The 24,558-nt window shown below is 65.4% G+C and carries 17 protein-coding genes; 12 read left to right on the top strand and 5 right to left on the bottom strand.

Annotated features, from left to right (window positions below; translation table 11 throughout):
- The first annotated feature begins 18 nt into the window (after positions 1 to 18).
- The 3 genes from ABS769_RS07120 to zwf all read left to right on the top strand — a co-directional run bounded on the left by ABS769_RS07120 (position 19) and on the right by zwf (position 4,034).
- Positions 19 to 348 (top strand): low molecular weight protein tyrosine phosphatase family protein, encoded by a 330-nt coding sequence (locus ABS769_RS07120; RefSeq protein WP_205394971.1) that lies wholly within the window; start codon positions 19 to 21, stop codon positions 346 to 348.
- 63 nt (positions 349 to 411) lie between these two features.
- Entirely contained in the window at positions 412 to 2,211 is a 1,800-nt protein-coding gene (locus tag ABS769_RS07115; RefSeq protein WP_317061119.1) for a glycoside hydrolase family 15 protein, read from the top strand.
- Positions 2,208 to 4,034, top strand: a complete 1,827-nt coding sequence (zwf, locus tag ABS769_RS07110; RefSeq protein ID WP_317061120.1) for a glucose-6-phosphate dehydrogenase — start codon at positions 2,208 to 2,210, stop codon at positions 4,032 to 4,034. Before ABS769_RS07115 ends, zwf begins: the two co-directional genes overlap by 4 nt.
- A gap of 136 nt (positions 4,035 to 4,170) precedes the next feature.
- Here the strand turns inward: zwf and ABS769_RS07105 are convergent, their stop codons facing one another.
- Positions 4,171 to 5,982, bottom strand: coding sequence for a monovalent cation:proton antiporter-2 (CPA2) family protein (locus tag ABS769_RS07105; protein ID WP_317061121.1), 1,812 nt, complete (start codon positions 5,980 to 5,982; stop codon positions 4,171 to 4,173).
- Positions 5,983 to 6,530: 548 nt separating this feature from the next.
- Between ABS769_RS07105 and mgtE the strand changes: the two genes are divergently transcribed.
- Positions 6,531 to 7,898 (top strand): magnesium transporter, encoded by a 1,368-nt coding sequence (gene mgtE / locus ABS769_RS07100; protein ID WP_317061122.1) that lies wholly within the window; start codon positions 6,531 to 6,533, stop codon positions 7,896 to 7,898.
- Between the two features lie 91 nt (positions 7,899 to 7,989).
- Here mgtE and ABS769_RS07095 read toward each other — a convergent pair whose 3' ends face one another.
- The 3 genes from ABS769_RS07095 to ABS769_RS07085 all read right to left on the bottom strand — a co-directional run bounded on the left by ABS769_RS07095 (position 7,990) and on the right by ABS769_RS07085 (position 12,317).
- Positions 7,990 to 10,329 (bottom strand): TonB-dependent hemoglobin/transferrin/lactoferrin family receptor, encoded by a 2,340-nt coding sequence (locus tag ABS769_RS07095; protein ID WP_317061123.1) that lies wholly within the window; start codon positions 10,327 to 10,329, stop codon positions 7,990 to 7,992.
- A 143-nt stretch (positions 10,330 to 10,472) separates the two neighbouring features.
- Positions 10,473 to 11,390, bottom strand: coding sequence for an EF-hand domain-containing protein (locus ABS769_RS07090; protein WP_317061124.1), 918 nt, complete (start codon positions 11,388 to 11,390; stop codon positions 10,473 to 10,475).
- A gap of 141 nt (positions 11,391 to 11,531) precedes the next feature.
- The gene (locus ABS769_RS07085) at positions 11,532 to 12,317 is read right to left on the bottom strand and encodes a DUF4198 domain-containing protein (protein WP_317061125.1); all 786 of its coding nucleotides are present in this window, start codon (positions 12,315 to 12,317) and stop codon (positions 11,532 to 11,534) included.
- 201 nt (positions 12,318 to 12,518) lie between these two features.
- Here ABS769_RS07085 and ABS769_RS07080 point away from each other — a divergent pair, with 201 nt between their 5' ends.
- The 8 genes from ABS769_RS07080 to ABS769_RS07045 all read left to right on the top strand — a co-directional run bounded on the left by ABS769_RS07080 (position 12,519) and on the right by ABS769_RS07045 (position 23,782).
- The gene (locus ABS769_RS07080) at positions 12,519 to 15,227 is read left to right on the top strand and encodes a bifunctional acetate--CoA ligase family protein/GNAT family N-acetyltransferase (RefSeq protein ID WP_317061160.1); all 2,709 of its coding nucleotides are present in this window, start codon (positions 12,519 to 12,521) and stop codon (positions 15,225 to 15,227) included.
- Positions 15,228 to 15,333: 106 nt separating this feature from the next.
- Positions 15,334 to 16,374, top strand: coding sequence for a DUF475 domain-containing protein (locus ABS769_RS07075; protein ID WP_205392878.1), 1,041 nt, complete (start codon positions 15,334 to 15,336; stop codon positions 16,372 to 16,374).
- Between the two features lie 1,129 nt (positions 16,375 to 17,503).
- Positions 17,504 to 20,002: a ribonucleoside-diphosphate reductase subunit alpha gene (locus ABS769_RS07070; protein WP_317061126.1), complete on the top strand. Its 2,499-nt coding sequence runs from the start codon at positions 17,504 to 17,506 to the stop codon at positions 20,000 to 20,002.
- Positions 20,003 to 20,178: 176 nt separating this feature from the next.
- Positions 20,179 to 21,222 (top strand): ribonucleotide-diphosphate reductase subunit beta, encoded by a 1,044-nt coding sequence (locus ABS769_RS07065; protein WP_210762450.1) that lies wholly within the window; start codon positions 20,179 to 20,181, stop codon positions 21,220 to 21,222.
- Positions 21,223 to 21,435: 213 nt separating this feature from the next.
- The gene (locus ABS769_RS07060) at positions 21,436 to 21,921 is read left to right on the top strand and encodes a flavodoxin (protein WP_104552092.1); all 486 of its coding nucleotides are present in this window, start codon (positions 21,436 to 21,438) and stop codon (positions 21,919 to 21,921) included.
- Positions 21,893 to 22,219 carry a thioredoxin family protein gene (locus tag ABS769_RS07055; RefSeq protein WP_317061161.1) on the top strand — a complete coding sequence of 109 codons (327 nt, stop codon included), beginning with the start codon at positions 21,893 to 21,895 and terminating at the stop codon, positions 22,217 to 22,219. The genes ABS769_RS07060 and ABS769_RS07055 overlap by 29 nt, the downstream gene beginning before the upstream one ends.
- Before the next feature lie 385 nt (positions 22,220 to 22,604).
- Complete coding sequence (locus ABS769_RS07050; protein WP_317061127.1) at positions 22,605 to 23,012, top strand: acyl-CoA thioesterase; 408 nt, start codon at positions 22,605 to 22,607, stop codon at positions 23,010 to 23,012.
- Positions 23,013 to 23,080: 68 nt separating this feature from the next.
- Positions 23,081 to 23,782, top strand: a complete 702-nt coding sequence (locus tag ABS769_RS07045; protein WP_317061128.1) for a hypothetical protein — start codon at positions 23,081 to 23,083, stop codon at positions 23,780 to 23,782.
- A 64-nt stretch (positions 23,783 to 23,846) separates the two neighbouring features.
- On the opposite strand, the gene ABS769_RS07040 is transcribed toward ABS769_RS07045, so the two are convergent.
- A complete protein-coding gene (locus tag ABS769_RS07040) occupies positions 23,847 to 24,362 on the bottom strand; it encodes a hypothetical protein (RefSeq protein ID WP_043889539.1) in 516 nt (171 codons plus the stop codon).
- Positions 24,363 to 24,558 lie beyond the last annotated feature (196 nt).

The following is a 24,558-nucleotide window of genomic DNA, read 5'->3' as shown; positions in this document are numbered from 1 at the left end:
GGCGGCGCACCGTTGCAGGTGCTGTTCGTGTGCAGCCGCAACCGCCTGCGCAGCCCCACCGCCGAACGCGTGTTCGCCGACTGGCCGGGTGTGCAAACGCAATCGGCCGGGCTGGCCGCAGATGCGGACGTGCAGGTCACACCGGAGCTGTTGCATGAAGCGCAGCTGGTGCTGGTGATGGAGCGCCGGCACCTGCAGCTGTTGCGCAAACGTTTCGCCGCGCAGTTGCGCCATTGCCGGGTGATCTGCCTGCACATTCCCGACGATTACGCGTATATGGACCCTGCACTGATCCGCCGGCTGGAACACACGGTGCCACCGTTGCTGCGTCTGCCGGCGCAGTCGTAACCCGATCCCGACACTGCGCGTGCAAGACTGCGTGTTCCCTCGCACGAAGGAAGCGCCTCTACGATGAGCGTGCGTATCGAAGACCACGCCATGCTGGGCAATTGCCACAGCGCGGCCCTGGTCGACCACTGCGGCACCATCGACTGGCTGTGTCTGCCACGTTTCGATTCCGATGCGTTTTTTGCATCCCTGCTGGGCGATGAGCAACACGGGCAATGGGCGTTGTCGCCGGTCGCCGCATTCCGCAGCGAACGCGCTTACGAAGACGACAGCCTGGTGTTGTGCACGCGCATGCGTACCGACACCGGCACGGTGGAACTGGTCGATTTCATGGTCGCCAGCGATGAGAGCGACAGTCACCAGCATCTGGTGCGGATCGTGCGTTGCGTGCAGGGCGAAGTGCCGATGCACATGCGGCTGACGTTTCGCTTCAACTATGGCCGTACGGTGCCGTGGGTTACCGGCATCGAGGGTGGCATTCGCGCCATCGCCGGTCCCGACCAACTCGCGTTGCGCTCGCCGCAGCAGCTGCACGGCGAAGACCTGGGCACCGAGGCAGACTTCACGCTGCGCGAGGGCGAGAGCACCTGGTTTCTGCTCAGTCATGGGTTATCGCATCAGCCCACGCCGGCGGCGATCGATCCGGAACAGGCGCTGCAACGGACCACCGCGTTCTGGCATGGCTGGGCACGTCGCTGTACCGATGTCGGTCCGTGGACCGAGCAGGTGCGGCGTTCGCTGGTGGTGTTGAAGGGGCTGAGTTACCTGCCCACCGGTGGCATCGTCGCCGCGCCCACGGCCTCGCTGCCCGAGCATCTGGGCGGCACCCGTAACTGGGATTATCGCTACTGCTGGCTGCGCGATTCGGTGTTCACGCTGATTGCGTTGCTGCAGGCCGGGTATCGCGATGAAGCCGCGGCGTTTCGCGATTGGGTGCAACGCACCATCGCCGGTTCGCCGGACCAACTGCAGGCGCTGTACGGCATCGCCGGCGAGCGCCGGCTGCAGGAATGGGAAGCGGATTGGTTGCCCGGCTACGAAAACTCCGGCCCGGTACGCATCGGCAATGGCGCGGTGGATCAGTTCCAGCTCGACGTCTACGGCGAGTTGATCGGCGCGTTCCATTACGCGCGCGAGAAGGGCGTGGCGCCGCCGTCCGATGACGATGGCTCGTCGGCATCGCTGTTGGAAAAGATCCTGGATACGCTCGAAGACCTGTGGCGCCTGCCCGATGAAGGCATCTGGGAAATCCGCGACGAGCGCCGTCATTTCGTGCATTCCAAAGTGATGGCCTGGCTGGCGTTCGATTGCGGCGCGCGCGATGGCATCACCAATGCCGATGCAGAAAAACGCGCACATTGGGGCCGGCTTGCCGAGGAAATTCGCGCCGAAGTGCTGGAAAACGGCGTGCATCCGGATGGCCACTTCGTGCAGAGCTATGGCTCCGACCGCCTGGACGCCTCGCTGCTGCTGATTCCGATCGTGGGATTCTTGCCGCCGGAGGATCCGCGCATCGCCGCCACCGCCGATGCGATCGCACGCGATCTGACCATCGATGGATTGGTCGAGCGCTATCGCGCCGACGACAGCGCCGATGGCCTGCCGGCCGGCGAGGGCACCTTTCTTGCCTGCAGCTTCTGGCTGGTGGAAAACTATGCATTGCTCGGGCGCACCGAGCAGGCGCGCGTCTTGCTCGAGCGCCTGCTCGGATTGTGCAACGACGTGGGCCTGCTCGCCGAAGAGTACGACCCGCGCAGCAAACGCATGCTTGGCAACTTCCCGCAAGGGTATTCCCACGTGGCCCTGGTCAATGCGGCATTGCGCCTGCACGGACGCATGGGCGAAAAGGAAACACGTCCATGAATGAGCAAGAGACCACCCCGCCGTGCATCATCGTGGTGCTGGGCGCACGCGGCGATCTGACCAAGCGCCTGGTGATGCCGGCGCTGTACAACCTGCGCCGGGCCGGTGCGTTGGGCGAGCAGTTCGCCATCGTCGGCATGGACCACGGCGATATCAGCGAGCGTTCGTGGCGCACGATGATGGGTCAGTCGATGACCGAGCTGCTCAGTAGCCGCGATGCCGAATTCCAGACCGATGAATTCGACACCGACACCTGGGAGTGGCTGCGCGAGCGCATGCACTATCTGCGCGGCGATTTTACCGATTTAGGTGCCTATCAAGCGCTGGATGGCGTGCTGGAGAAACTGCACAAGCGCTACGGCACCCAGGGCAATGTGCTGTTCTATCTGGCCACCGCCGCACGTTTCTTCGAGCCGGTGCTGCTCAACCTGGGCGAAGCCGGGCTGGTCAAACAGCGCGAGGGCCAGGGCTGGCGGCGGGTGATCGTGGAAAAACCGTTCGGCCACGATCTGCCCAGCGCCGTCGCGCTCAACGCCACCGTCGCCCGCGTGCTGCATGAGGATCAGGTGTTCCGCATCGACCATTTCCTCGGCAAGGAAACCGTGCAGAACATTCTGGCGTTCCGATTTGCCAATGGCTTGTTCGAGCCGGTGTGGAATCGCGACCGCATCGATCATGTGCAGATCACCGCCGCCGAAACCATCGGTGTGGAAGGCCGTGGACGTTTCTACGATCCCACCGGCTGTTTGCGCGACATGGTGCCGAATCACCTGTTCCAGTTGCTGGCGATGATTGCGATGGAACCGCCGGCCGCCTTCACCACCGAAGCCATGCACCGCCGCCGCGCCGAAGTGATCGAAGCGGTGCGCCCGATCAAGCCCGAAGACGTGGTACGCGGCCAATATGCCTCCGGCGCGGTGAGCCGCAGCGCGGTGCCGGGGTATCGCGAAGAAGACACCGTGCCGGAGGATTCGGAAACCGAAACCTATGTGGCGATGAAACTGCAGGTCGACACCTGGCGCTGGGCCGGCGTGCCGTTCTACCTGCGCACCGGCAAGCGGCTGCGCGAGCGCACCACCGAGATCGCAATCCGCTTCAAGCCTGCGCCACTGGCACCGTTCCGCAGTACCGAAGTGGGCGGTTATGGACCCGACTGGCTGGTGCTGCACATCCAGCCCGACGAGGGCATCTCGCTGCAATTCGACGTCAAGCGTCCGGGCGCGCAGGTCGCGCTGGCACCGGTGCGCATGGACTTCCGCTACCGCGACTGGTTTCCCAAGGAATACACGGTGGGCTACGAGCGCCTGCTGCAGGACTGCATGAAGGGCGAGGCCGGCCTGTTCCAGGATGCAGCCATGGTGGAAGCCGCCTGGCGCATCGTGCAGCCGATCCTAGATGCCTGGAAACAACCGCCAAGCGATTTCCCCAATTACGCAGCAGGCAGTGCCGGCCCGTCGGCCGCCGATGCCTTGCTGGCGATGAATGGCGGGCACGCCTGGCGCGCGCTCACCCCGGGCCGCAAGCCACCGCCGCGCCGCGCACCGGAAGCACGCAGCAGCGCTGCAACGCCGGTCAAGAAAGCCACCAAGAAGACCGCGAAGAAAGCGAGCAAGGCGACACCCAAACGTGCCGCCGCACCTGCTGCAAAATCCGCTCAAGGCGCAGCCGGTTCGCCCGGCAAGGTGGCAAAGACATCCGTCACCAAGCGCGCGACAAAGAAGGTCGCAAAAGCCGCAGCGAAGACCGTGGGCAAAGCTGCGGCTGGCAAGAGCGCAGCGAAGAAGTCGGCCAGCAAGACCGCAGTGCGCACATCGCGCAGCTGAGTGATGCGATCAACACACAGCCGCTGCGATCGTGCGGCGGCTGTGTGTGCAGAAAATCCCTGTAGGAGCGCGCTCGCGCGCGACGAGGCGTTACCGATAACGCCTCGTCGCGCGCAAGCGCGCTCCTACGCAAAGCTCAGCGATCGGGCGTTACAGGCGCGGGTTCGGCATCCACATCCGCCTTGACGTCGGCTTCGAACAGATTCATCAGATCCGCGCGTGCATCGCGCGAGGTCTGGATCACCTTGGCTTCGTCGTCATAGACCAGGTGCTGGCGATGCAGCAACTCTTCGTCGTGCTGGCGGAACCGTTTGACGTGATCCTTAGCAACCGCTTCGCCCAGGCCGAGCGAGGTGAGCACGCGTTCGCTCAGTTCCAGGCTGGAGGCGAATACTTCGCGGAACGGCTCTGCGCCGAGATCCATCAGTTTCCAGGCGTGCTGGCGATTGCGTGCACGCGCCAGCACCGTGGCCTGCGGGTACAGGCGGCGGATCAGCCGCACCGCCTTGATGTTGGTCTCCGGATCGTCCACCGCGATCACGAACACCTTGATGCGGTCGGCGCCGGCGGCGCGCAGCAGTTCCGGGCGGGTGGGGTCGCCGTAGTACAACTGGCTGCCGAAGCGGCGCAAATCCTCCACGGTGTCCGGATTGTGTTCCAGCGCCACGAACGGCACATGCCGTGCGGTGAGCAGGCGCGCAACGACCTGACCGAAGCGGCCCATGCCGGCGACCAGCACCTTGGGCGTTTGCGCATCGATGGTGTCGAACGGGCGGTCGGACTTGGGCGCATGCAGCCGCAGCGGCCCGTTGAGGATGCGCTGCATGCCGAGCAGCAACAGCGGTGTCAGCGCCATCGACACGCCGACAATGGCCACCAGGCGGTCGTGGTTGGCGCGCTCCAGCAAGCCGACGCGATCGGCCTCGTTGAACACCACAAAGGCGAATTCGCCGCCCAGCCACAACACGCTGCCCAGCATCAGGCTGCTGCGCAGCGGCAGCTTGGCCACCGTGCCGATACCGACCAGTAGCGAGAACTTCACCACCAGCAGGATCGCCACGCCGCTGGCGATCAGCCATGGCTCGGCGACCACCCGGTTCAGATCGATGCCCATGCCCACCGAGATGAAGAACAGCCCCAGCAGCAGGCCTTCGAATGGCTCGATCTGCGATTCGAGCTCGTGGCGGAATTCCGAATCGGCCAGCAGCACGCCGGCCAGAAACGCGCCCAGGCTGGCGCTCAATCCGGCTTCCTGCATGATCCAGGCGGTGCCCAGCACCACCAGCAAGGCGCTGGCAGTGAACACTTCCGGCATGCGGGTACGCGCCACCATGTTGAACAGATAGCGCAGCACGAAGCGCCCGCACAGGATCACCAGCGCCAATGCCGCGACCGCCTTGGCCACGTCCGGCCATGCCAGCGTGGCGTTTTTGCTGCCACCGAGCAGCGGAATCGCCGCCAGCAATGGAATGGCGATCAGATCCTGAAACAGCAAAATGGCGAACGCCAGGCGCCCGTAGTCGCTGCCCAGCGCCTTGCGTTCGGCCAGCAGCTGCAGACCCACTGCAGTGGACGACAACGCCAACGCCACGCCGACGATCAACGCGCTCTTCCAGCCCAGGTTGCCGAGCATCAGCAAGCCGCCCAGGATCAGCGTGGTCACCACCACCTGGGTGGCGCCGGCGCCGAACACCGAATGGCGCATCACCTTCAAACGCGACGGCGACAGTTCCAGGCCGATCACGAACAGCAGCATCACCACACCGATTTCGGCTGCGCCGCTGATGCGTTCGGCATCCTGCACCACGCCCACGCCGTCGGGCCCGAGCACCACACCGGCGACCAGATAGGCCAACACCGCACCCAGCCCGAAGCGCTTGAACACCGGCACCGCCACGATGGCGGCCAGCATCAGCACCAGAGCCAGTTCCAGACCGCCGCTATGCATGCGCACTCTCCGTTGAGGTGCGCATTATGCCGCGCGCTGCCGCTGACCAGCTGGCACCGACGTGCCGGAGTCGCCGGCAATGCGCAGCGGCCACGGGTTTGCGACAGCCGGTTTGCTGCTTCCGATCAGCGCGTCGGTGGCAGCGTGTCTGGAGCCAAGCGTGGCCCTCGGCAGCGCTGTCCGGCAAGCGTGTTCAAGGCCGCGGCCAGCGCACCGTTGTCGCAACCACCGCACGCATCTGCACCGTCGGCCCACGCTCGCTGCCATCTCGATGAGACGCACCCTCCTGCGCATGCTGCGCATCGGCAAGATCGGCGGACTGCACGCTCGCTTAAACGTGCCTCGTGCGAGCCATTGACCAAGCCGACTCAGGCGCGCAGACTGCGCCCCGCCGCCGCCCGGATCACCGGTCGGTACGCACTTCTCGGAGCCTTTCTCATGTCCAGCGACAGTCACCCTAGACCCGGGTCGATGACCCAGCTGGCGCGTGCCTGAGGCTTTGGGTTCGCCGGCTGTCATCGACGACGGTCGTCACCAGGCGAACCACCATGTACAACGAAACCCTGCGCCTTGCCCCAGGCGTCGATGCCTTGATCGCACCCCTGGCCGAGCGCAACACGGCCGATGCGGTGGAATATCTCAACACCCTTGACCGCGACGATGCGGCCCAGGTGCTGGCCGCGCTGCCGCAACCGCGTGCGGTGAAACTGCTCGAACAACCCGAGCTGCACGATGCCAGCGCATTGGTGGCGCAACTGCCGGCCGAGCAGGCCGCCTCCTTGCTCGGGCAGATGGCCGATGACCGCGCCACCGACATCTTCCACGGCCTGGACGCCGACCAGCGCGCGCCGCTGCTGTGGCTGCTCAGTGCCGAGGCGCGACTGTCGATCCAGGCCTTGATGCGCTACCCGCCCAATACCGCCGGCGCGCTGATGACCACCGAGTTCGTGGCGGTGCCGGCCGACTGGACGGTGGGCCGCACCCTGCAGCACATCCGCGAGGTGGAGCGCAGCCGCGAGACGGTGTATGCGATCTATCTGCTGGACCCGCACAGCCGCGTGCTGACCCAGGTGGTCACCATGCGCCGGCTGATCACCGGCGCAGACGACGCACCGATCCTGGAGGTGGCGCAGGTCAATCCGCCGGTCACGGTGGACCCGGCGCTGGACCAGGAAGAAGTCGCACGGCTGATCCGTCGCCACGACCTGCTCGCCATCCCGGTGGTGGATGCGCACGGCCACATGCTCGGCATCGTCACCGTGGACGATGTGCTGGATGCATTGATCGCCGAATCCACCGAAGACGTGCACAAGTTCGGCGGCATGGAAGCGCTCGACAAGCCGTACATGCAGATCGGGTTTGGCCAGATGATCAAGAAGCGCGCCGGTTGGCTGAGCGTGCTGTTCCTGGGCGAAATGCTCACCGCCAGCGCGATGCAGCACTTCGAGGACGAGTTGTCCAAGGCGGTGGTGCTGACCTTGTTCATTCCGCTGATCATGAGCTCGGGCGGCAACTCCGGTTCGCAGGCCACCTCGCTGCTGATCCGCTCGCTGGCGTTGCGCGAAATCCGCCTGGGCGACTGGTGGAAAGTGGCGCTGCGCGAGCTGCCCACCGGCCTCACCCTGGGCACGATCCTGGGCCTGCTGGCGATCGTGCGCATCACCATCTGGCAGACCGCCGGCCTGTACGACTACGGCCCGCACTGGCAGATGGTGGCGCTGACCATCGGTGCGGCCTTGATCGGCATCGTCACCTTCGGTTCGCTGTCCGGCTCGATGCTGCCATTCGTGCTGCAACGGCTGGGCTTCGACCCGGCAAGTGCCTCGGCACCGTTCGTGGCCACCTTGGTGGATGTCACCGGTTTGGTGATCTATTTCAGCATCGCTGCCGCGATTCTCAGCGGCACGTTGTTGTAGCGCGGAGAGGTGATGGCCAGGTCGTATTGCCTGGTCCATTCCGCATCGCTGCACGGCAGGCCGTGCAGCGATGCGGGGCGGCGAGCGCCGGTCAGAAGTTCACGTACAACGTGGCACGCACATTGCGGCCGGGTTCGCTGTAGCGGCCGATGCCGTCGTCGGTGGCATAGCCGTACAGATAGAAATCGCCACGGGTGACGTTGCGGATGCGCGCCCATTGCGAATAGCGCTCGTCGAACAGGTTGTACACGCCCAGATTGACGCGCACATGCGCGTTGAAGCGATAGCTGCCGAATAGATCGACCACGCTGTAGGCGTCGCTGAGGAACGGCTCGGCCGGGACACCGAAGATGTCGTTCTCCACGTTGACGTCCTTGGCCTTCTTGGCCAGCGCATGGGTGATGTTGGCAGTGATGCGCAGGCGCTCGTCCAACCCCTGCCAGCTCAGGCCGAGCACGCCGCGATCCGGATTGATGCTGTCCAGCGGGCGGCCATCTTCCAGCTCGCCCTGGTTGTGGGTCCATGCCGCGCGCAGCAGCCAAGCGTCGCCGAGCTTGAATTGCGCATCCAGTTCCACGCCCTTGACCTCGACCTGGCCGACATTGAGCAGCGTGGTGTAGGCGTAGCCGTTGCGCGTGGTGCACACGCCGCGGGTACAGGTCTGGTAGAGCGTGCCGGCGTTGGCGGTGACGGTCTCGCTCTGGATGAAATCGTCGTAGCGGTCGCGGAACACCGACAGGCCCACGCGCGCCCACTCGCTCTCCCAGCGCCAGCCCAGTTCCAGATTGAGGCTGCGTTCGGCTTCTAGGTTCGGATTGGCGGCCACGGTCGGCACGTTGACGGTGTTGCCGGTGGCGACCTCAGTCAGTGCGGTGATGCTGGTGGGGGCGTACATCTCGGCGGTGGTCGGGGCCCGGAAGCCGCGCCCGGCCTGTAACCACAGCGTCTGCTGCGGGGTGACGGCGTAGCTGATGCCCGCCTGCCAGGTCGGCGCGGCGAAGGTCACCGCGCGCACCGTGCCGGTGGTATCGGTGAAAGTGGGCGACAGCGTCGGCGCGTAGCGGTAGTGGTCGTAGCGCGCACCCAGGGTGAGCTGCAGGCGGTCGTCGAGCAGGCCGATGCGGTCGCGCAGGTACACGCTCCAGGTATCGGCATCGGTCTTGGGCACCTGCGCCGGGTCGACGGTGGCGGTGTCCAGCGTGCCGGCGTTGTTCCAGCGGTAGTCGATCGCGCTGAAATCGATGCTGCGGCGTTGCCAGGCGGCACCATACAGCAGTGATTGCGACCAGCCGTTGCCATGCACCAGCTTGTCGAAGTCGAGCGCGATGCGGTCCAGGGTCTGCTCTGTGTCGCGGTCTTCGGCACGCCGGCATGGCAGCACCACCGTGCAGCGCGTGGTGGCGGCCGTGGCCGGGGTGCTCGAGCTGCCGCTCTGGGTGAGGATGCGGGTGGTGCCGCGGCTCTCGGTCTGCTGGCGGTCGAGCTGCGCTTCGAGGGTGTCGAACAGCGTGTTGTTCGCATTCCAGATGTAGCGCAGGCCGTAGCGATCGCGGTCGTTGCTGTCGTCGCCGATGCGTTCGGCGTAGCTGGGCGCGCTGACGCGGCTCAGGTTGTCGACCCGGTTCTGCGAGCGGTTGCGTTCGTAGACCACGCCGAAGCGGTGCTGCGCGTTGGGCACCACGTCGAGCTTGGCCAGCACGTTGTCGCTTTCGCTGTCGATCGGATCGGGTGTGCGCCGCGCGCTGCCGGTGTCGATCTCGGTGCTGGAATACCAGCCCTCCGATTCATGGCCCTCGCGGCGGGTATAGGTCAGCATCGATTCGACGATGCCGGTGCGGTTGGCCACGGTGATATTGCCGAGCAGTTGGTCGTTGTGGCCGGTGTAGCCGGTCTTCAGGCCGACATAGCTGTCGTTGCCCTGCGCCTTGAGGTAGTCGTACGGATCCTTGGTGGTGAACACCACCGCGCCGCCGAGCGCGCCGCTGCCGGCACTGATGGAATCGGCGCCCTTGACGATGTCCACGCTCTTGAGCGAATCCACGTCCACGCCGCCGCGCCCGGCGCGGAAGAACTCGTAGTCGCGCGCGGTCTCCACGCCTTCGGCCATCGACAGGCCATCGATGGTCATCGCCACGCGGTCGCCTTCCAGGCCACGGATGTTGAAGCCGTTTTCGCCGAAGCGGCCCATGTCGGCGATGCTCACGCCGGGGATGTAGCGCACCAGGTCTTCCATGCTTTCCGCTTGTTCCTGCTGCAGTTGCGTGGTGTCGAGGGTGGTGACGTTCTGGTTGGTGGAGGCGCGCTTGTCGCGTGCGGCCTTCACTTCCACCGGGTCGAAGGTGGTGGCGTCGGCGGGTGCCTGTTCGGCATGCAGCGGGAAGGCCAGGCCGGCGGCGATCGCCAGGGCCAGCAGGGTCGGTGTCGAGGTCATCGTGGGATCCACAGTCAGGAAAGAGGAATGGGCGCCGGAGGGCGCGGACCTGGCTGTGGGCGGCAGGGGATAGCCGCGTGGCTGGGTGGGGCCCGCCAGTGGCGGGCCGGGCGCTGCGGGCAGCGAGGCCCGCGGCGGGAAAGTCAGTCTGCGCGAGCCGGTGTGGCGGCCGGCGCTGGCGCAATTGCAGTTGCAGTTGCAGTTGCAGGAGCAGGCAACGCGGCGTCGCTGGCATCGACCACGCCGTCGTGATTGCGGTCGACGCGGGCGAAGGTGCGCAGGCCCGAGGCCTGGTATTCGGCGAAGCTCATGCGCTGGTCCTTGTCGGTGTCGAGCACCTTGAAGCGCACATGCACTTGGCGGTCGTCAGCCAGTTCGAGCGCGGTGAGGCGGCGGTTGAGACGGTCCTCGAATTCGACTCTGTACTCGTCCAGCGACAGCACGCCGTTGCGGTCGCTATCGGCACCAGCAAACTGCGCATTGCGCAGGTCTGCGTATTCCGCCTCGCCCACCTTGCGATCGCCGTTCTCGTCGTACAGCGCGAGAAAGCCCTCGGCCGAGCCGCTGTCGGGCATGCCGGGGCGGCCGCCATCGCGGTCGAAGGCGGCCGTTGTGTCGCCGGACGCAGCCTTGGCAGCGGCCAACACGGCTGCCTGTCCGCGCGCCCAGTCCTGCGCACCGGCCGCGTCGAATTCGGCACGGGAGACTTGCCCGTTGCCATCGGCATCCAGTGCCGCAAAGCGGGTCTTGCCCTGTGCGGCCTGTGCGCTGCGTTCCTGCTCCAGCGCACGCTGGCGGCGCTCGCGAAACTCACTCACGTATTCGTCCTCGTCGACCGTGCCGTCGTGGTTGCGGTCGGTGGCATCGAAGCGGTTGCGGCGGAAGCTCGCAAAATCGGCGGCGGTGATGCGGCCGTCGCGAGCGTCGTCATGCTGGGTGATGAAGGCCTGCACGTTGTTGCCGTGGCCGCCGAGCAGCGGGCGCGGCGCGGACTGGGCGAGTGCGGTAGCAGGAAGCAGCAGCGCGCACAGGCACGCGCCGGCCAGGGAGCCAGTGTTCATGGATTGCCTCTTGATGGGGAAAACGGTGCCGGGCCGTAGCGTTGGCGGGGCCTGCAGGTGGATCGCGATGCCGGGCGGAGGGACCGCGCCGGTGGAGTCATGCCGCTAGGGCGAGGCAACCGCCGCAGCGGTTGCGCGGCGCTATTGTTCGAGCACCTGAAACGTCAGCGTGGTGCTGTTGCTGTACTCGCGCACCGGGGCGTCGGCCGGAGCCGGGGTGCGGTGGCGGCTCAGCGCCAGCCAGGTGCCGGCGCGGTCCAGCTTCAAGGTTGCGCGGCCGGCCGCATCGGTGGTCACGCTGATCAACGTCGGCTTGCGATCGGAGGTCCACACCGCCTCGCTGATGTCCACGGTCTGCTTGGCCAGCGGCACGCCGTCGTACTGCACCGTGAAGACGAAGCTCTCGCCGACATACAGGTCGTTGGGATGCGTCACCGGCACCAGTTCCAGACCCTGGTTGCGTGGCGCCAGCGCGCTGCGATCGGGTTTGCCGACGCTCAGATAGGTTTCCGCCAGGGTGCGCGACTGGAAGCTGGCGATCAGCGTGGCGCCCTTGGGCATGGGCACTTTCGGGTCGCGCACGGTCTCGCGCTTGCCGTTCAGTTCCCAGGTGCGGAACTGCGCGCCCACGCGCAGGCCGGTGCTGACCCGGTAGGTGCCGGGCTGCTTGCCCAGGGTGTGTTCGACGACGGTGCGGGTGTCGAGCGCCTGCACGCGGAGCGGTGCGACATCGCGGCCATCGGGCCCGGTGATGCTGAAGTGGCTCTGGTCGAAGGCCGCTTCCGGGACGAAGAAGGTCTCGGCAAAGGCCGCGTCCAGGGTCACCGTCTGACCGGGCTGGGGGGCGAAGGTGTTGGGTGCCAGATAAGGCGTGTGCGCAGAGGCAGAGGCGGCAAGCAGCAGCGCCGACAAGGTCAGCAGTTTCATGGGGGGCCCTGTTCCGAATGAGTCGCTGGCGGCATGGGCGCGAGGCGGCGCTGAAAGCTGGCTGACCACGCAATATTAACGAAAATGCGAATCGTTCACAACAAGTGTGTGGACGCCGTCGCTATCCTGCAGCCCTCGGGTCGATGACGTCGGCTTGGGCCGACGTGTACCGTGTCCGCTTCCCCCGTCGTCGTCGTTGCCATGAGCACCTATCACCTGCAGCAGGTCTTTCGTCCCACCACCGTGGCGGTGGTGGGCGGCAGTCCGCGCGATCGCTCGGCCGGGCGCGCGGTGGTGCGCAACCTGCGTGCGGCCGGGTTTCCGGGGCAGATCGGTTGGGTGAGCCCGCGTTACAGCGAGATCGACGGCGTGCGCACGGTGGCACGCCTGACCGATCTGGCCTGGGTGCCGGACCTGGTGGTGATCACCGCGCCGGCGCGCATCGTGCCGCGCATCGTCTCGATTGCCGCACGGCGCGGTGTGGCCGCGGCGATCATCCTGACTGCAGGTCTCGGCAGCGGCCCCGGCTCGCCGGCCGCGCGCATGGAAGCCTCTGCGCGGGCCAAGGGCATGCGCATTCTCGGCCCGCACTGCCTGGGTGTGATCGCTCCGCATGCGCGGCTCAATGCCAGCATCGCCGCGCATTGCCCGCAGGCCGGCGACCTGGCGCTGATCTCCGAATCTAGCGCGATTGCCGCCGCGCTGGTGGAATGGGGCGTGGCGCGCTCGGTGGGGTTCTCGGCGGTGGTGTCGCTGGGCGATACGCTGGATGTGGATTTCGGCGATCTGCTCGACTACTTCGCCACCGACTACCGTACCCGCGCGATCCTGCTGTATGTCGAACGCATCGGCGATGCGCGCAAGTTCATGTCGGCCGCACGCGCCGCCGCGCGCGCCAAGCCGGTGGTGGTGGTCAAGTCCGGGCGCCAGTTCCGCATCAATCCCAATGCCGACACCCACGCGCAGGCGCTGGCCGGCTCGGATGCGGTGTATGGCGCCGCATTCGCGCGTGCCGGCCTGCTGCGGGTGGGCGCGCTGGACGAGTTGTTCGCTGCCGCCGAAACGCTGGGCCGGCTCGGCAGTTTTCCCGGCCGGCGCCTGGCCATTCTCAGCAATGGCGGCGGGGTGGGGCAGCTGGCGGTGGACCAGCTGGTGCTGCGCGGCGGCACCTTGGCCGAGTTGTCGGCCAAGACGCTGGAGCGGCTGGATCAATCGCTGCCCGAAGGCTGGTCGCGCAGCAATCCGGTGGACATCATCGTCGACGCCGATGGGCCGCGCTATGCCGCCGCGATCGAAGCGCTGCTGGACGACCCCGAGAACGACGCACTGCTGGTGGTCAATGTGCCGACCGCGTTCACCTCCTCGGCCGACGCGGCCAAGGCGCTGACCCGCGCGCTGGACCAGCGCGACCGCTATCAGCGCGAAAAGCCGGTATTCGCGGTATGGCTGGGCCAGGACGATGCGGCGATCGCCGCGCTCAATGCCGCGCGCGTGCCCACCTACGCCACCGAATCGGATGCGGTGCGCGGCTTCACCCACCTGGTGCGCTACCGCGAGGCGCAGGCGGCGCTGATGGAAACCCCACCCAGCCTGCCGGAAGACTTCGTGGTGGATGCCGGCATCGCCCGCGCGGTGGTCGATGAGGCCTTGGCCGCCGGCCGCCGTTGGCTGGATCCGGTCGCCACCAACCGGCTGCTGGCCGCCTACGGCATCCCGATCGTGCCGCTGCAGGTGGCCGCCACCGCCAACGAAGCTGCATTGCTGGCCGACCCGCTGCTGGCTGTCGGCCGCACGGTGACCTTGAAGGTGCTGTCCAACGACATCGCGCACAAGTCCGATGTCGACGGCGTGCGCCTGAATCTCTCCAGCGTGGCGGCGGTGCGCGAAGCGGCAGCCGGCATCCTGGCACGCGCGCGCGCCGCGCTGCCGAACGCGGTCATTGAAGGGGTGATCGTGCAGCCCACCGTGCTGCGGCCCAAGGCGCGCGAACTGATCGCCGGCATCGCCGACGACCCGGTGTTCGGCCCGGCGATCGTGTTCGGCCGCGGCGGCACCGCGGTGGAAGTGATCAACGACCGCGAGCTGGCGCTGCCGCCGCTGGATCTGCGCCTCGCCCATGAATTGATCGGCCGCACCCGCGTCTCGCGCATCCTCAAGGCCTACCGCGATGTGCCGGCCGCCGACGAGCGCGCGGTGGCGCTGGTGTTGGTCAAGCTGGCGCAGCTGGCGGCCGACATCCCCGAAATCACCGAGCTGGATATCAATCCGCTGCTGGCCGACCGCGATGGCGTGATCGCGCTGGACGCGCGCGTGGCGGTGGCGCCGGCGCGCAAGCTGCACAAGGGCCGCGGCCATCCGCGCTTTGCGATTTTTCCGTATCCGAAGGAATGGGAGCGCCAGATCGCACTCGGCGATGGCACGCATGCGCTGGTGCGCCCGGTGCGCCCGGAAGACGACGCGCTGTTCCGCGCCTTCTTCGCGCGTGTCACCGACGAGGACCTGCGGCTGCGGTTCTTCCAGTCGGTCAAGCATTTCAGCCACGAATTCATCGCGCGGCTGACCCAGCTCGACTACGCGCGTTCGATCGCACTGGTGGCCATCGACCCCAAGAGCGGCGACATGCTCGGCGCGGTGCGCCTGCATGCCGACGCCGATTACGAGGGCGGCGAGTACGGCATCCTGATCCGCTCCGACCTCAAGGGCCATGGCATCGGCTGGCAGCTGATGCGCATCATGATCGAGTACGCGCGCTGGCTGGGCCTCAAACAGATCGAAGGCCAGGTGCTGCGCGAGAACCGCACCATGCTGGCGATGTGTCAGAGCCTGGGCTTCGGCGTACGCCCGGATCCGGACGATGCGACCCTGATGGCGGTGACACTCCCTATAATGGGCGAGCCGCGCCCGGCCTGACGTTGCGTCACGCCGCGTTCCCCCATCCTCCACCGCACGCCGGATCTGCCGGGCCTTGCCCTGGCCCGTTGCTCCGGCTGTCGTCTCGGCCCGCCTGGGAGTGTCAATGTTTCGCGATTTCAGAATGTCGTTCTTGGTTACAGCCGTCTGCCTGGGCGTTGCAGCCTGGTGGGGCCACACCACCTCGATGGGCCTGTGGCAGGCGCTGTGGCTATGTCTGGTGCTGAGTGTGCTGGAAGTGTCGTTGTCGTTCGACAACGCGGTGGTCAACGCCGGTGTGCTCAAGCACATGAACGCGTTCTGGCAGAAGCTGTTCCTGACCGTGGGCATCCTGATCGCGGTGTTCGGCATGCGCCTGGTGTTCCCGATCGTGATCGTGTCGGTTGCCACCGGCATGGGCCTGGTGCCGGTGATGCAGATGGCGCTGAAAGAGCCGGACCGCTACAGCCAGGTGCTGACCGACAACTACCCGTCCATCGCCGCCTTCGGTGGCATGTTCCTGTTGCTGGTGTTCCTCAACTTCCTGTTCGACCAGGAGCGCAAGCTGCACTGGCTCGGGCCGGTGGAGCGGTTGGTCGGCAAGCTGGGCAAGGCCGATGCGATGTCGGTGATCGTGGCGGTGACGGTCCTGCTGTGCACCAAGCTGTTCCTGCCCGAGGCGATCTTCCAGAGCGTGCTGTTCGCCGGCCTGGGCGGCATCCTGCTTTACTTGCTGGTGGGCAGCGTGGATGCCTTGTTCGAGTCCGAAGAGAGCGAAGATGGCATGGGCCCGGCCAAGCGCTCGGGCATTGCCGCCTTCCTTTACCTGGAAGTGCTGGACGCCTCGTTCTCGTTCGATGGGGTGATCGGCGCGTTCGCGATCACCCGCGATGTGGTCATCATCATGCTGGGCCTGGCGATCGGCGCGATGTTCGTGCGCTCGATGACGGTCTACCTGGTGCACAAGGGCACGCTGGACGAGTTCGTGTTCCTGGAGCACGGCGCCCATTACGCCATCGGCGTGCTGGCGATCATCATGCTGGTCGGTACCGTGTACCACGTGCCGGAAGTGCTGACCGGCCTGATCGGGGTGGCCTTCATCGCCGCCTCGGTGTGGTCGTCGATCCGCTACCGCAAGCGCCACCACATCGGCCCGACCGAGATCTGATCTCGCTCAGGGCCGCGCTCAGGGCGTAATGCAGTTCACTTGGTAGCGGCTGACAGCGTCTTCATGGCCATCGGGCGGGCGTCGCTAGTTCTGTGGCTTGGCTGCAGGGCCCTTGCCCGCCCACCATCGCAGGACACGCCGCAAGTACGTCCATGTAGGCTCTTACGCGGCATCCATGCCGCGTAAGGTCCCGCGACGGTGAGCGGGCAAGGGCCAGTCGGGATGATCGGTGTGCACGGTAGGAGCCGTGCTTGAGGCGCGTTGTTCGATCATGACGCGCCGGCTCAGCGTCCGATGCGCAATGGGCTACAGCAGCTTTCACGTGACCGCTGACCAACTTTCTGGTGCGGTGTCCTCACCGCTTGCGGGACCGTGTGGCGGCATGGATGCCGCCACCGAGTCCCCAGGGGCGGGTTCACGGCGTGTCCCGCAAGCGGTGAGGGCGCCGCGCCCTCGACCCGACGTCGGCAGCGGCGAGTTCCTCCCAGTGCCGGTGTCCGGGCAGGCGCCCCAGGTGTGCGGTGCCGCCTGAGGCAGGGATCGCACAACTGTGACCAGCTTCAGTCTCGATGGGTGTCGCAGCCAACCTAACCGGACCCAACTGATCGACAGAATTGCCGGTTTGGGCCTTGACTGCGCAGTCCAATTGGACGGGTTCGCAGCCTTGCGCCGACCGTTCGTCAGACAGTGCTTTGTGCTGTAAGGGTTTTCGCGATTTTCCTACATTTGGTGTTGACCCCTCCGGGGGACCCCACTATCTTGGGGGAGTCGGTGGTTGGTCGCCCCAAGGCGTCCGGACCAGTGAGAGCATGATTTGCAGCAGGTTGCCAATCAAACGCCTCTCCGCGGCGGCAGCAACGAACGATCACAGCCATCCGGGCGTCGCCTGGAGTAGGCGGCGTGGTCTCGTTGCGCCGCGGTTGTTTCGCCACCGACCACTGCGCGACAGCACACCGCGCGGTGGCGGCCGTGGAATCTCCGGTTAAGGAGATGGCTGGTGAAGGCGATGCCGCCGCAGACCGTGGGTCTTGCGTGCTGGTCGTCGCGCACCGCCATCGCTGTCCAGGGAATCCGGATCCGGCCGCAACCCGTCCCCAGCCGGGTTCGTGTGCCTACGCATGGAGGACGCATGACCACCAACGACACCCTTGCCGCGATCGCCGCCGGTACCGCAACACCCACCAGCGTTCCCGCCAGTGTCAGCGCGCCCGGTTGCGGCGCGCCGGAATTGACCGACCCGTCGGACATCGTGCCGCCCCCCCGCCAAGCCATTGCAATGCACGCACAGACCATCGAAGAACAAACCGTCTCCACCTGGATCACCAAGGAGGCCGGCAACCGCAAGATTCCGTTCGAGCCGGAGCGCCTGGAGCGCGCCATCGACCAGATCCATGCCGAATTCCCGCAGCTGGACGTGGCCGACTACAAGCGTTCGGTGTTCGGCTTCGTCGACCGCAAGGACAGCGTCAACGCCGACGACCTGGTCGACCACCTGATCCGCGAGGCCGAGGCCCGCGTCGATCTGACCACCCCGGAGTGGGAGCATTTCGCTGCGCGTCTGTACCTGCGCCGCTTGTACAAGCGCGCCAGCCGCAACCGTTTCTACGACGCCAGCCAGAAGTACGGCTCGTTCGTCGGCCTGCAGGAGAGCCTGGCCGACCGCAATGTCTATTCCAACGACATCCTGCGCCGCTACTCCAAGGACGAGCTGATCGAAGCCGGCAAGATGATCGAGCCCGAGCGCGACAAGCTGTTCGCTTACAACGGCCTGTACCTGCTGGCTACCCGTTACCTGGCCACCGACAACTCGCGCGGCGTGTTCGAGCTGCCGCAGGAGCGTTGGCTGACGATTGCGCTGTACCTGATGCAGGACGAGATCGGCAACGGCAAGGGCAGCCGCGAGCGCCGCATGCAGCTGGTGGGCGAGGCCTACTGGGCGCTGTCCAACCTGTACATGACCGTGGCCACCCCGACGCTGGCCAATGCCGGCAAGGTCGGCGGCCAGCTATCGAGCTGCTTCATCGACACCGTCGACGACAGCCTGCAGGGCATCTACGACTCCAATACTGACGTGGCGCGCGTGTCCAAGCACGGCGGCGGCGTCGGCGCTTACCTGGGCTATGTGCGTTCGTCCGGTTCGGCGATCCGTGGCGTGTCCAATTCCTCCGGCGGCGTGGTGCCGTGGATCAAGCAGCTCAACAACACCGCGGTGTCGGTGGATCAGCTGGGCCAGCGCAAGGGTGCCATCGCGGTCTATCTGGATATCTTCCACCGCGACATCGAGTCGTTCCTGGATCTGCGCCTGAACAACGGCGACCAGCGTCTGCGCGCGCACGACGTGTTCACCTCGGTGTGCATCCCCGACCTGTTCATGGAAGCGGTCGAGCGTCGCGGCGACTGGTACCTGTTCGATCCGCACGAAGTGAAGCGCATCAAGGGCTGGTACCTGCAGGACTTCTACGACGAGAAGAAGGGCGATGCCAACAGCAGCTTCCGTCGCAAGTACGAGGAAGTCGTCGCCGACGAGCGCATCACGCGCAAGACCGTCAAGGCGATCGAGATCTTCAAGCGCATCATGGTCAGCCAGCTGGAAACCGGCAACCCGTTCATGTTCTATCGCGATGAAGTCAATCGCAAGAACCCGAACAAGCACGAGGGCATGGTCTATTCGTCCAACCTGTGCACCGAGATCCTGCAGAACATGAGCCCGACGCGGATGATGCAGGAGATCATCAGCGGCAATCAGATCGTCACCACCAAGAAGGCGGGCGACTTCGTCGTTTGCAACCTGTCCTCGATCAACCTGGGCCGCGCGATCATCGCGCAGGACGACCAGGCCGATCTGCTGGGCGCCGACGTGCTGGAGCGCTTGATCCCGATCCAGGTGCGCATGCTCGACAACGTGATCGATCTGAATCAGCTGCCGGTGCCGCAGGCCACCATCACCAACCAGAAGTACCGCGCCATCGGTCTGGGCACCTTCGGCTGGCACCATCTGCTGGCGCAGAAGTCCATCCATTGGAACGCCAAGGAAGCCGAGGACTACAGCGACGAGCTGTACGAGCGCATCAACTATCTGACCGTCCAGGCGAGCATGGAGCTGGCCAAGGAAAAGGGCACCTACAGCGTGTTCCGCGGCAGCGACTGGCACACCGGCGAGTACTTCCGTGCGCGCGACTACAACAGCCCGCAGTGGCTGGAGCTGTCCGCACAGGTGGCCGTCAATGGCGTGCGCAATGCCTGGATGCTGGCGGTTGCGCCGAACATGAGCACCGCGCAGATCGCCGGTTCCACTGCCTCGATCGACCCGATCTACAGCGCGTTCTACTACGAAGAGAAGAAGGACTTCCGTCGTCCGGTCGCCGCTCCGGGCCTGTCGCTGGAAACCTGGCCGTACTACGAAAAGGGCGCCTACAAGGTCGACCAGTTCGCCAGCGTGCGCCAGAACGCGCGTCGCCAGCGGCACGTCGACCAGTCGATCAGCTTCAACTTCTACGTGCCCAGCACCATCCGTGCGAGCACCTTGCTGGACCTGCACATGACCGCCTGGCGCGAAGGCCTGAAGACTACGTACTACGTGCGCTCCAACGATATCGATATCAGCGAATGCGAGTGGTGCAGTAGCTAAGCGCATTCGCGCTTCGCTTCCACGGTTCGCGTTGCGAACCGTGGACCCTGCTTCATCAGCTTCCACACCCCGCGCCTTTGGCGCGCCCCCTCACTCAGGGGGCTTTCCTCCAGAACGATTGCTGCCGCTGCCCCCGCTGCACACGCGGGCGACGCCTGAAACACGAGTAGAGACCCATGTCCGCAACACCGCTTGAGCGCATCAAGATCCTGGAGCCGCGTCACCCCAACCGCTCCACCGCCATCATCAATGGCGAAACCTCCGGCATCCTCAACTGGAACGATATTCCTTACCCGTCCTTCTATCGGGCCTACAAGGAACTGTCGACCAACTTCTGGATCCCCGACGAGGTGGACATGAAGGGCGACGCGCGCCAGTACAACGAGCTGTCGGCGCGCGAAAAGAACGCCTACGATTCGATCATCGGCTTGCTGGCCACGCTGGATTCGCCGCAGACGCGCTTCATCTACAACGTCGCCGAATACATCACCGACCCGGCCGCGCATGCCAATGCCGCGATCATCGGCCAGCAGGAAGTGATCCATAACGAGAGCTACAGCTACGTGCTGGCCTCGATCACCGGCCTGGCCGACCAGAACCGCGTGTTCGAGCTTGCCCGCACGCATCCGACCATCATCAAGCGCAACGCGCCGATCATGGGTGCCTACGACGACTTCCTGCGCGACAAGACCGCCGAAACGCTGATCCGCGCGCTGATCCAGTCCTCGATCCTGGAAGGCATCAACTTCTATTCCGGCTTTGCGTATTTCTACAATCTGGTCCGCCAGAACCGCATGACCGGCACCGGCAAGATCATCAGCTTCATCAACCGCGATGAGCTGGCGCATTCCAAGTTCATCAGCGAGCTGATTCGCGCCATCATTGGCGAGAACCAGGCGCTGCAGGGCGACCAGCTCACCGATTACGTGCACAAGGCGTTCGAGCACGCGATCGACCTGGAAACGGTGTGGACGGCCGAAGTGCTGGACGGCATCGACGGCATCGACGTGGACGAGATGATCCGCTACGTGAAGTACCGCGCCAACAAGATGGCCGGCATGCTCGGCATTGAGAAGCTGTACGAAGGCGCCAACGACAACGTGATGCCGTGGATCAAGGCCTACGCCGACAACTTCACCGAGACCAAGACCGACTTCTTCGAAATGCGGAATGCCTCGTACAAGAAGACCAATTCGGATAACGGCTTCGACGATCTGTGAGGAGCCGGGATTCGGGATTTGAGATTTGTTGAAAAAGCAAGGATTCGAGATTTGGGATTTGTCACGGCAGCATCGAAGCGCCGATACGGATCCTGGATTGAAGACTGGGACTTAGACGTCTGCAACAAGCACTTGATGCGCTCTTGCGAATCCCCAATCCCGACTCTCAGCGCTTCAACGAATCCCTAATCCCGACTCCCCAATCCCCGCCCCATGAACATCCTGCTTGCACTCGCATCGCTCAGCGGCAACACGCGTGATGTTGCACGCAGTGTGGCCTTGCGCTGCGAAGCCGCTGGTCATGCGGTGACCTGGGTGGAAACCGATGTGCAGACGCTGGCGCAAGTGCCGCACGCGCCGGGACAGTACGAACTGGTTCTGCTCGGTAGCTGGACCGACAACGGTGGTCGTACACCGGCAGAGATGAAACGCTTCATCGTCGAGCTGGTCGAAACGCTGGGCAAGCCACCGCAGGTGGCGGTGTTCGGCACCGGCGAAACGCAGTGGGGCGAGGACTATTTCTGCGGCGCGGTGCACCGCATGGCACAGTTCTTTGCCAGCCCGTTTCCACGTTTGACCATCGAACAGATGCCCCACGGCGTGCGCGATGCGCAGGCCATCGCTACCTGGACCGATGCGGTCCTGGCCCAATGCAAGAATCAATTCCATGATGCAGACCATTACCGTCACCTCGCCTGAGCACTACACCGCCGCCTTGGCTGCGCATCCACGCGCGCTGGTGGATTTCTACAAGGACAATTGCCCCGGCTGTCGCATGCTCGACATGTCGCTGGACAAGTTTGCCGCCAGCGACGCCGCCGACGGTGTGGCTTTGTTGAAGGTAAAGCTGGAAGTGGTGGGCGAAGAATTCTTCCGTGATCTCGGCCTGCGCCAGACCCCGACCCTGGCGCTGTACCGCGATGGCAGCGAAGTGGCGCGCCTGCCGGGCTTCCAGTCGCCGGCGCAGGTGGAAACGGCGGTCAAGGGCAGCCTCTGAGTCGTCGATGTAAACCATCTTCGATGTGCGTCATCGAAGATCTCGGTACACGCCGCCGTATCGACAAGCGAACAATGACGTGAACTCAGCGCTCTCGTAGGAGCGGCCCCGGCCGCGACCGCCTTCCCGATAAAAACATATCGCGCGCAAGGCAGTTCGCGGGCATGAGCCACGCAGACTGCCAGCCATCGACCGATGCAGTTGAGCCAGCAGCATTTCCTCCAACGCGTGTCTGCGCCGGCGTCGGCACAACGGACAGCGATACAGCAGCGGCGCTGCGTTCCGGCGGACGCCGCTGCGGCTTGAAGGCATCTCCGGCGCGCGCCCGGCTGCTGCAATCGCTTTGGCACGCAGTGGCCGCACATCCCCCTCTTTGGAAACCCGCATGTCAGACAGCCCGCAGACGCCTCCCCCGATCGAAGTCCGCATGGCCGAGATCGTGTTCCCCAACCACACCAACCATATGGGCACGCTGTTCGGCGGCCAGGCACTGGCGTGGATGGACAAGGCCGCGTTTCTGGCGGCCTCGCGCTATGCGCGGCGTTCGGTAGTCACTGCGCGCTCGGATCAGGTGGATTTCAAACTGCCGATCCGCCAGGGCCAGATGGTGGAAACCATCGCGCGCGTGGTGTCGGTGGGGCGCAGCTCGATCAAGGTGGAAGTGGAGCTGATCGCCGAGGATCTGCTCAGCGGCGCGCGCGAGCTGTGCACGCGCGGCCACTTCGTGATGATCGCGCTCGGCGACGATGGCAAGCCGACCACGGTGACGCCGTTGCCTGCACCGCAGGACTGAACCGCTTGCGGTAGGCGGCAGTGGTGCGCGCGGTAGACTCGGTCTCTTTACTCACAGGAAGTCATGCGATGCGAAGGATCCGCGCACCGCGCTGGATGGCGGCGCTGATGATGACCGCGCTGCTCGGCGCGTGCCGCGCGCCGCTGCCGGCCGAGAGTGATCAGGCCGTCAAGTCGATGGATCCGGATCGCGTGCTGATCGGTCGCATCCAGGGCAGCGCTGACATCAGTCCGCTGCTTGGGAAAAAAGTGGCCATCGAAGGCATCGTGACCCGCAGCCTGGCGGGCGATAGCGACGAGATGGGCCAGGAGCTTGCCGAAACCCTGGGCGATGGCAATCGCGGCAAGGTGGTGGGCTGGTTTGTGCAGGACGAGGGCGATGGCGTGGATGCGACCTCCGATGCCGTGTTCGTGCTCGATCAGGGCTATGACACCGGAATCGGTGTACCCGGTGAGAGCGAGTACACGCTGCGCATGGGCACGCGGGTGCGCACTGGCGACCGGATCAAGGTGCGTGGTGTGGTCGCCGAGGTCGCGCAGGACATCGCGGCCGACCAGCCACGCAGCAGCGGGCATCAGGTCGGTCGCGGCGACCCGGCGGGCAGCATCACCACGATCAAGGCCGGATGGATCACCCTGCTGTCGCGCCGTGAGCGCCGGCCTGCGATCGCGTTGGTCGATACGGATCCGGAGCGCGGCGCTGAAGAATCCGCCGAGGCGATGCGCCTCAGTGCTACGGGATCAGCAGCTCCTGCCAGTGCACGACCCTGAGCAAAAATAATGACGGCTCAGTCGACCGCTATAGCGCAACGCCATGCGGCCGCGCGCGAATTGTTTACTCCTCGACCTCGCGGTCTTCGCGCTTGGTTTCTTCCATCGCTTCGGGCTCCAGCTCTTCTGCGCTGCGGTTGAGTTTGACGAATACGCCCCAGGCGATCAGCAGCAGCGCCGCGCACAGGCCCACCGCTGCGGCGTACGGCAGCTTGGCCGGGTCGTCGTGCATCAACTCGAAGATCGACACCAGCGTTTCGATCGCCAGTGCAATCACGATCACCACGAAAAAGCGCGACAGATAGCGCCGCACCCGCGTGGGCCCGCTGACTTTGACATCGCGCAGGATTTCTTCTTCGAAGATGGTCTGGCCCAGTTCCAGTGTCACCAGCGCCACGGTGAGCAGGCCGATCGCCTCCAGCACCACGTTGAAGCGGTCGCGCACCACCATGTCGCCGCCGGGGGTAAACCCGTGCCACAACTCCAGCCCGGCCATCGCCACCAGACCCGCCGCGCACAGCACGAAAAACGCCAGGATCACGAAGTGACCGGCACGGAACAGGTGGCTGAGCAGTTTCATCGGAGGCGACACAGGCGAGGGGACGCAGAGCATCGTGTGCAACGCGTCGTTGCAGCGCGAAGGCGGTGGCAATGCCGATTTCTATCGCGCGCGGCGCGTGGCATCGCATGACATGCAGCGATGCGCAGTGCCACCTCGACATATCGACATCAACCCTTCCCCCACCGGGGGAAGGTGCCCGCAGGGCGGATGGGGG

This window comes from Xanthomonas hortorum, from assembly GCF_040279205.1.
In the GTDB taxonomy this organism is placed as follows: domain Bacteria; phylum Pseudomonadota; class Gammaproteobacteria; order Xanthomonadales; family Xanthomonadaceae; genus Xanthomonas; species Xanthomonas hortorum_F.
The sequence above is the reverse complement of the archived record's forward strand: the minus strand, read 5'-3'. Positions and strand labels throughout refer to the sequence as shown.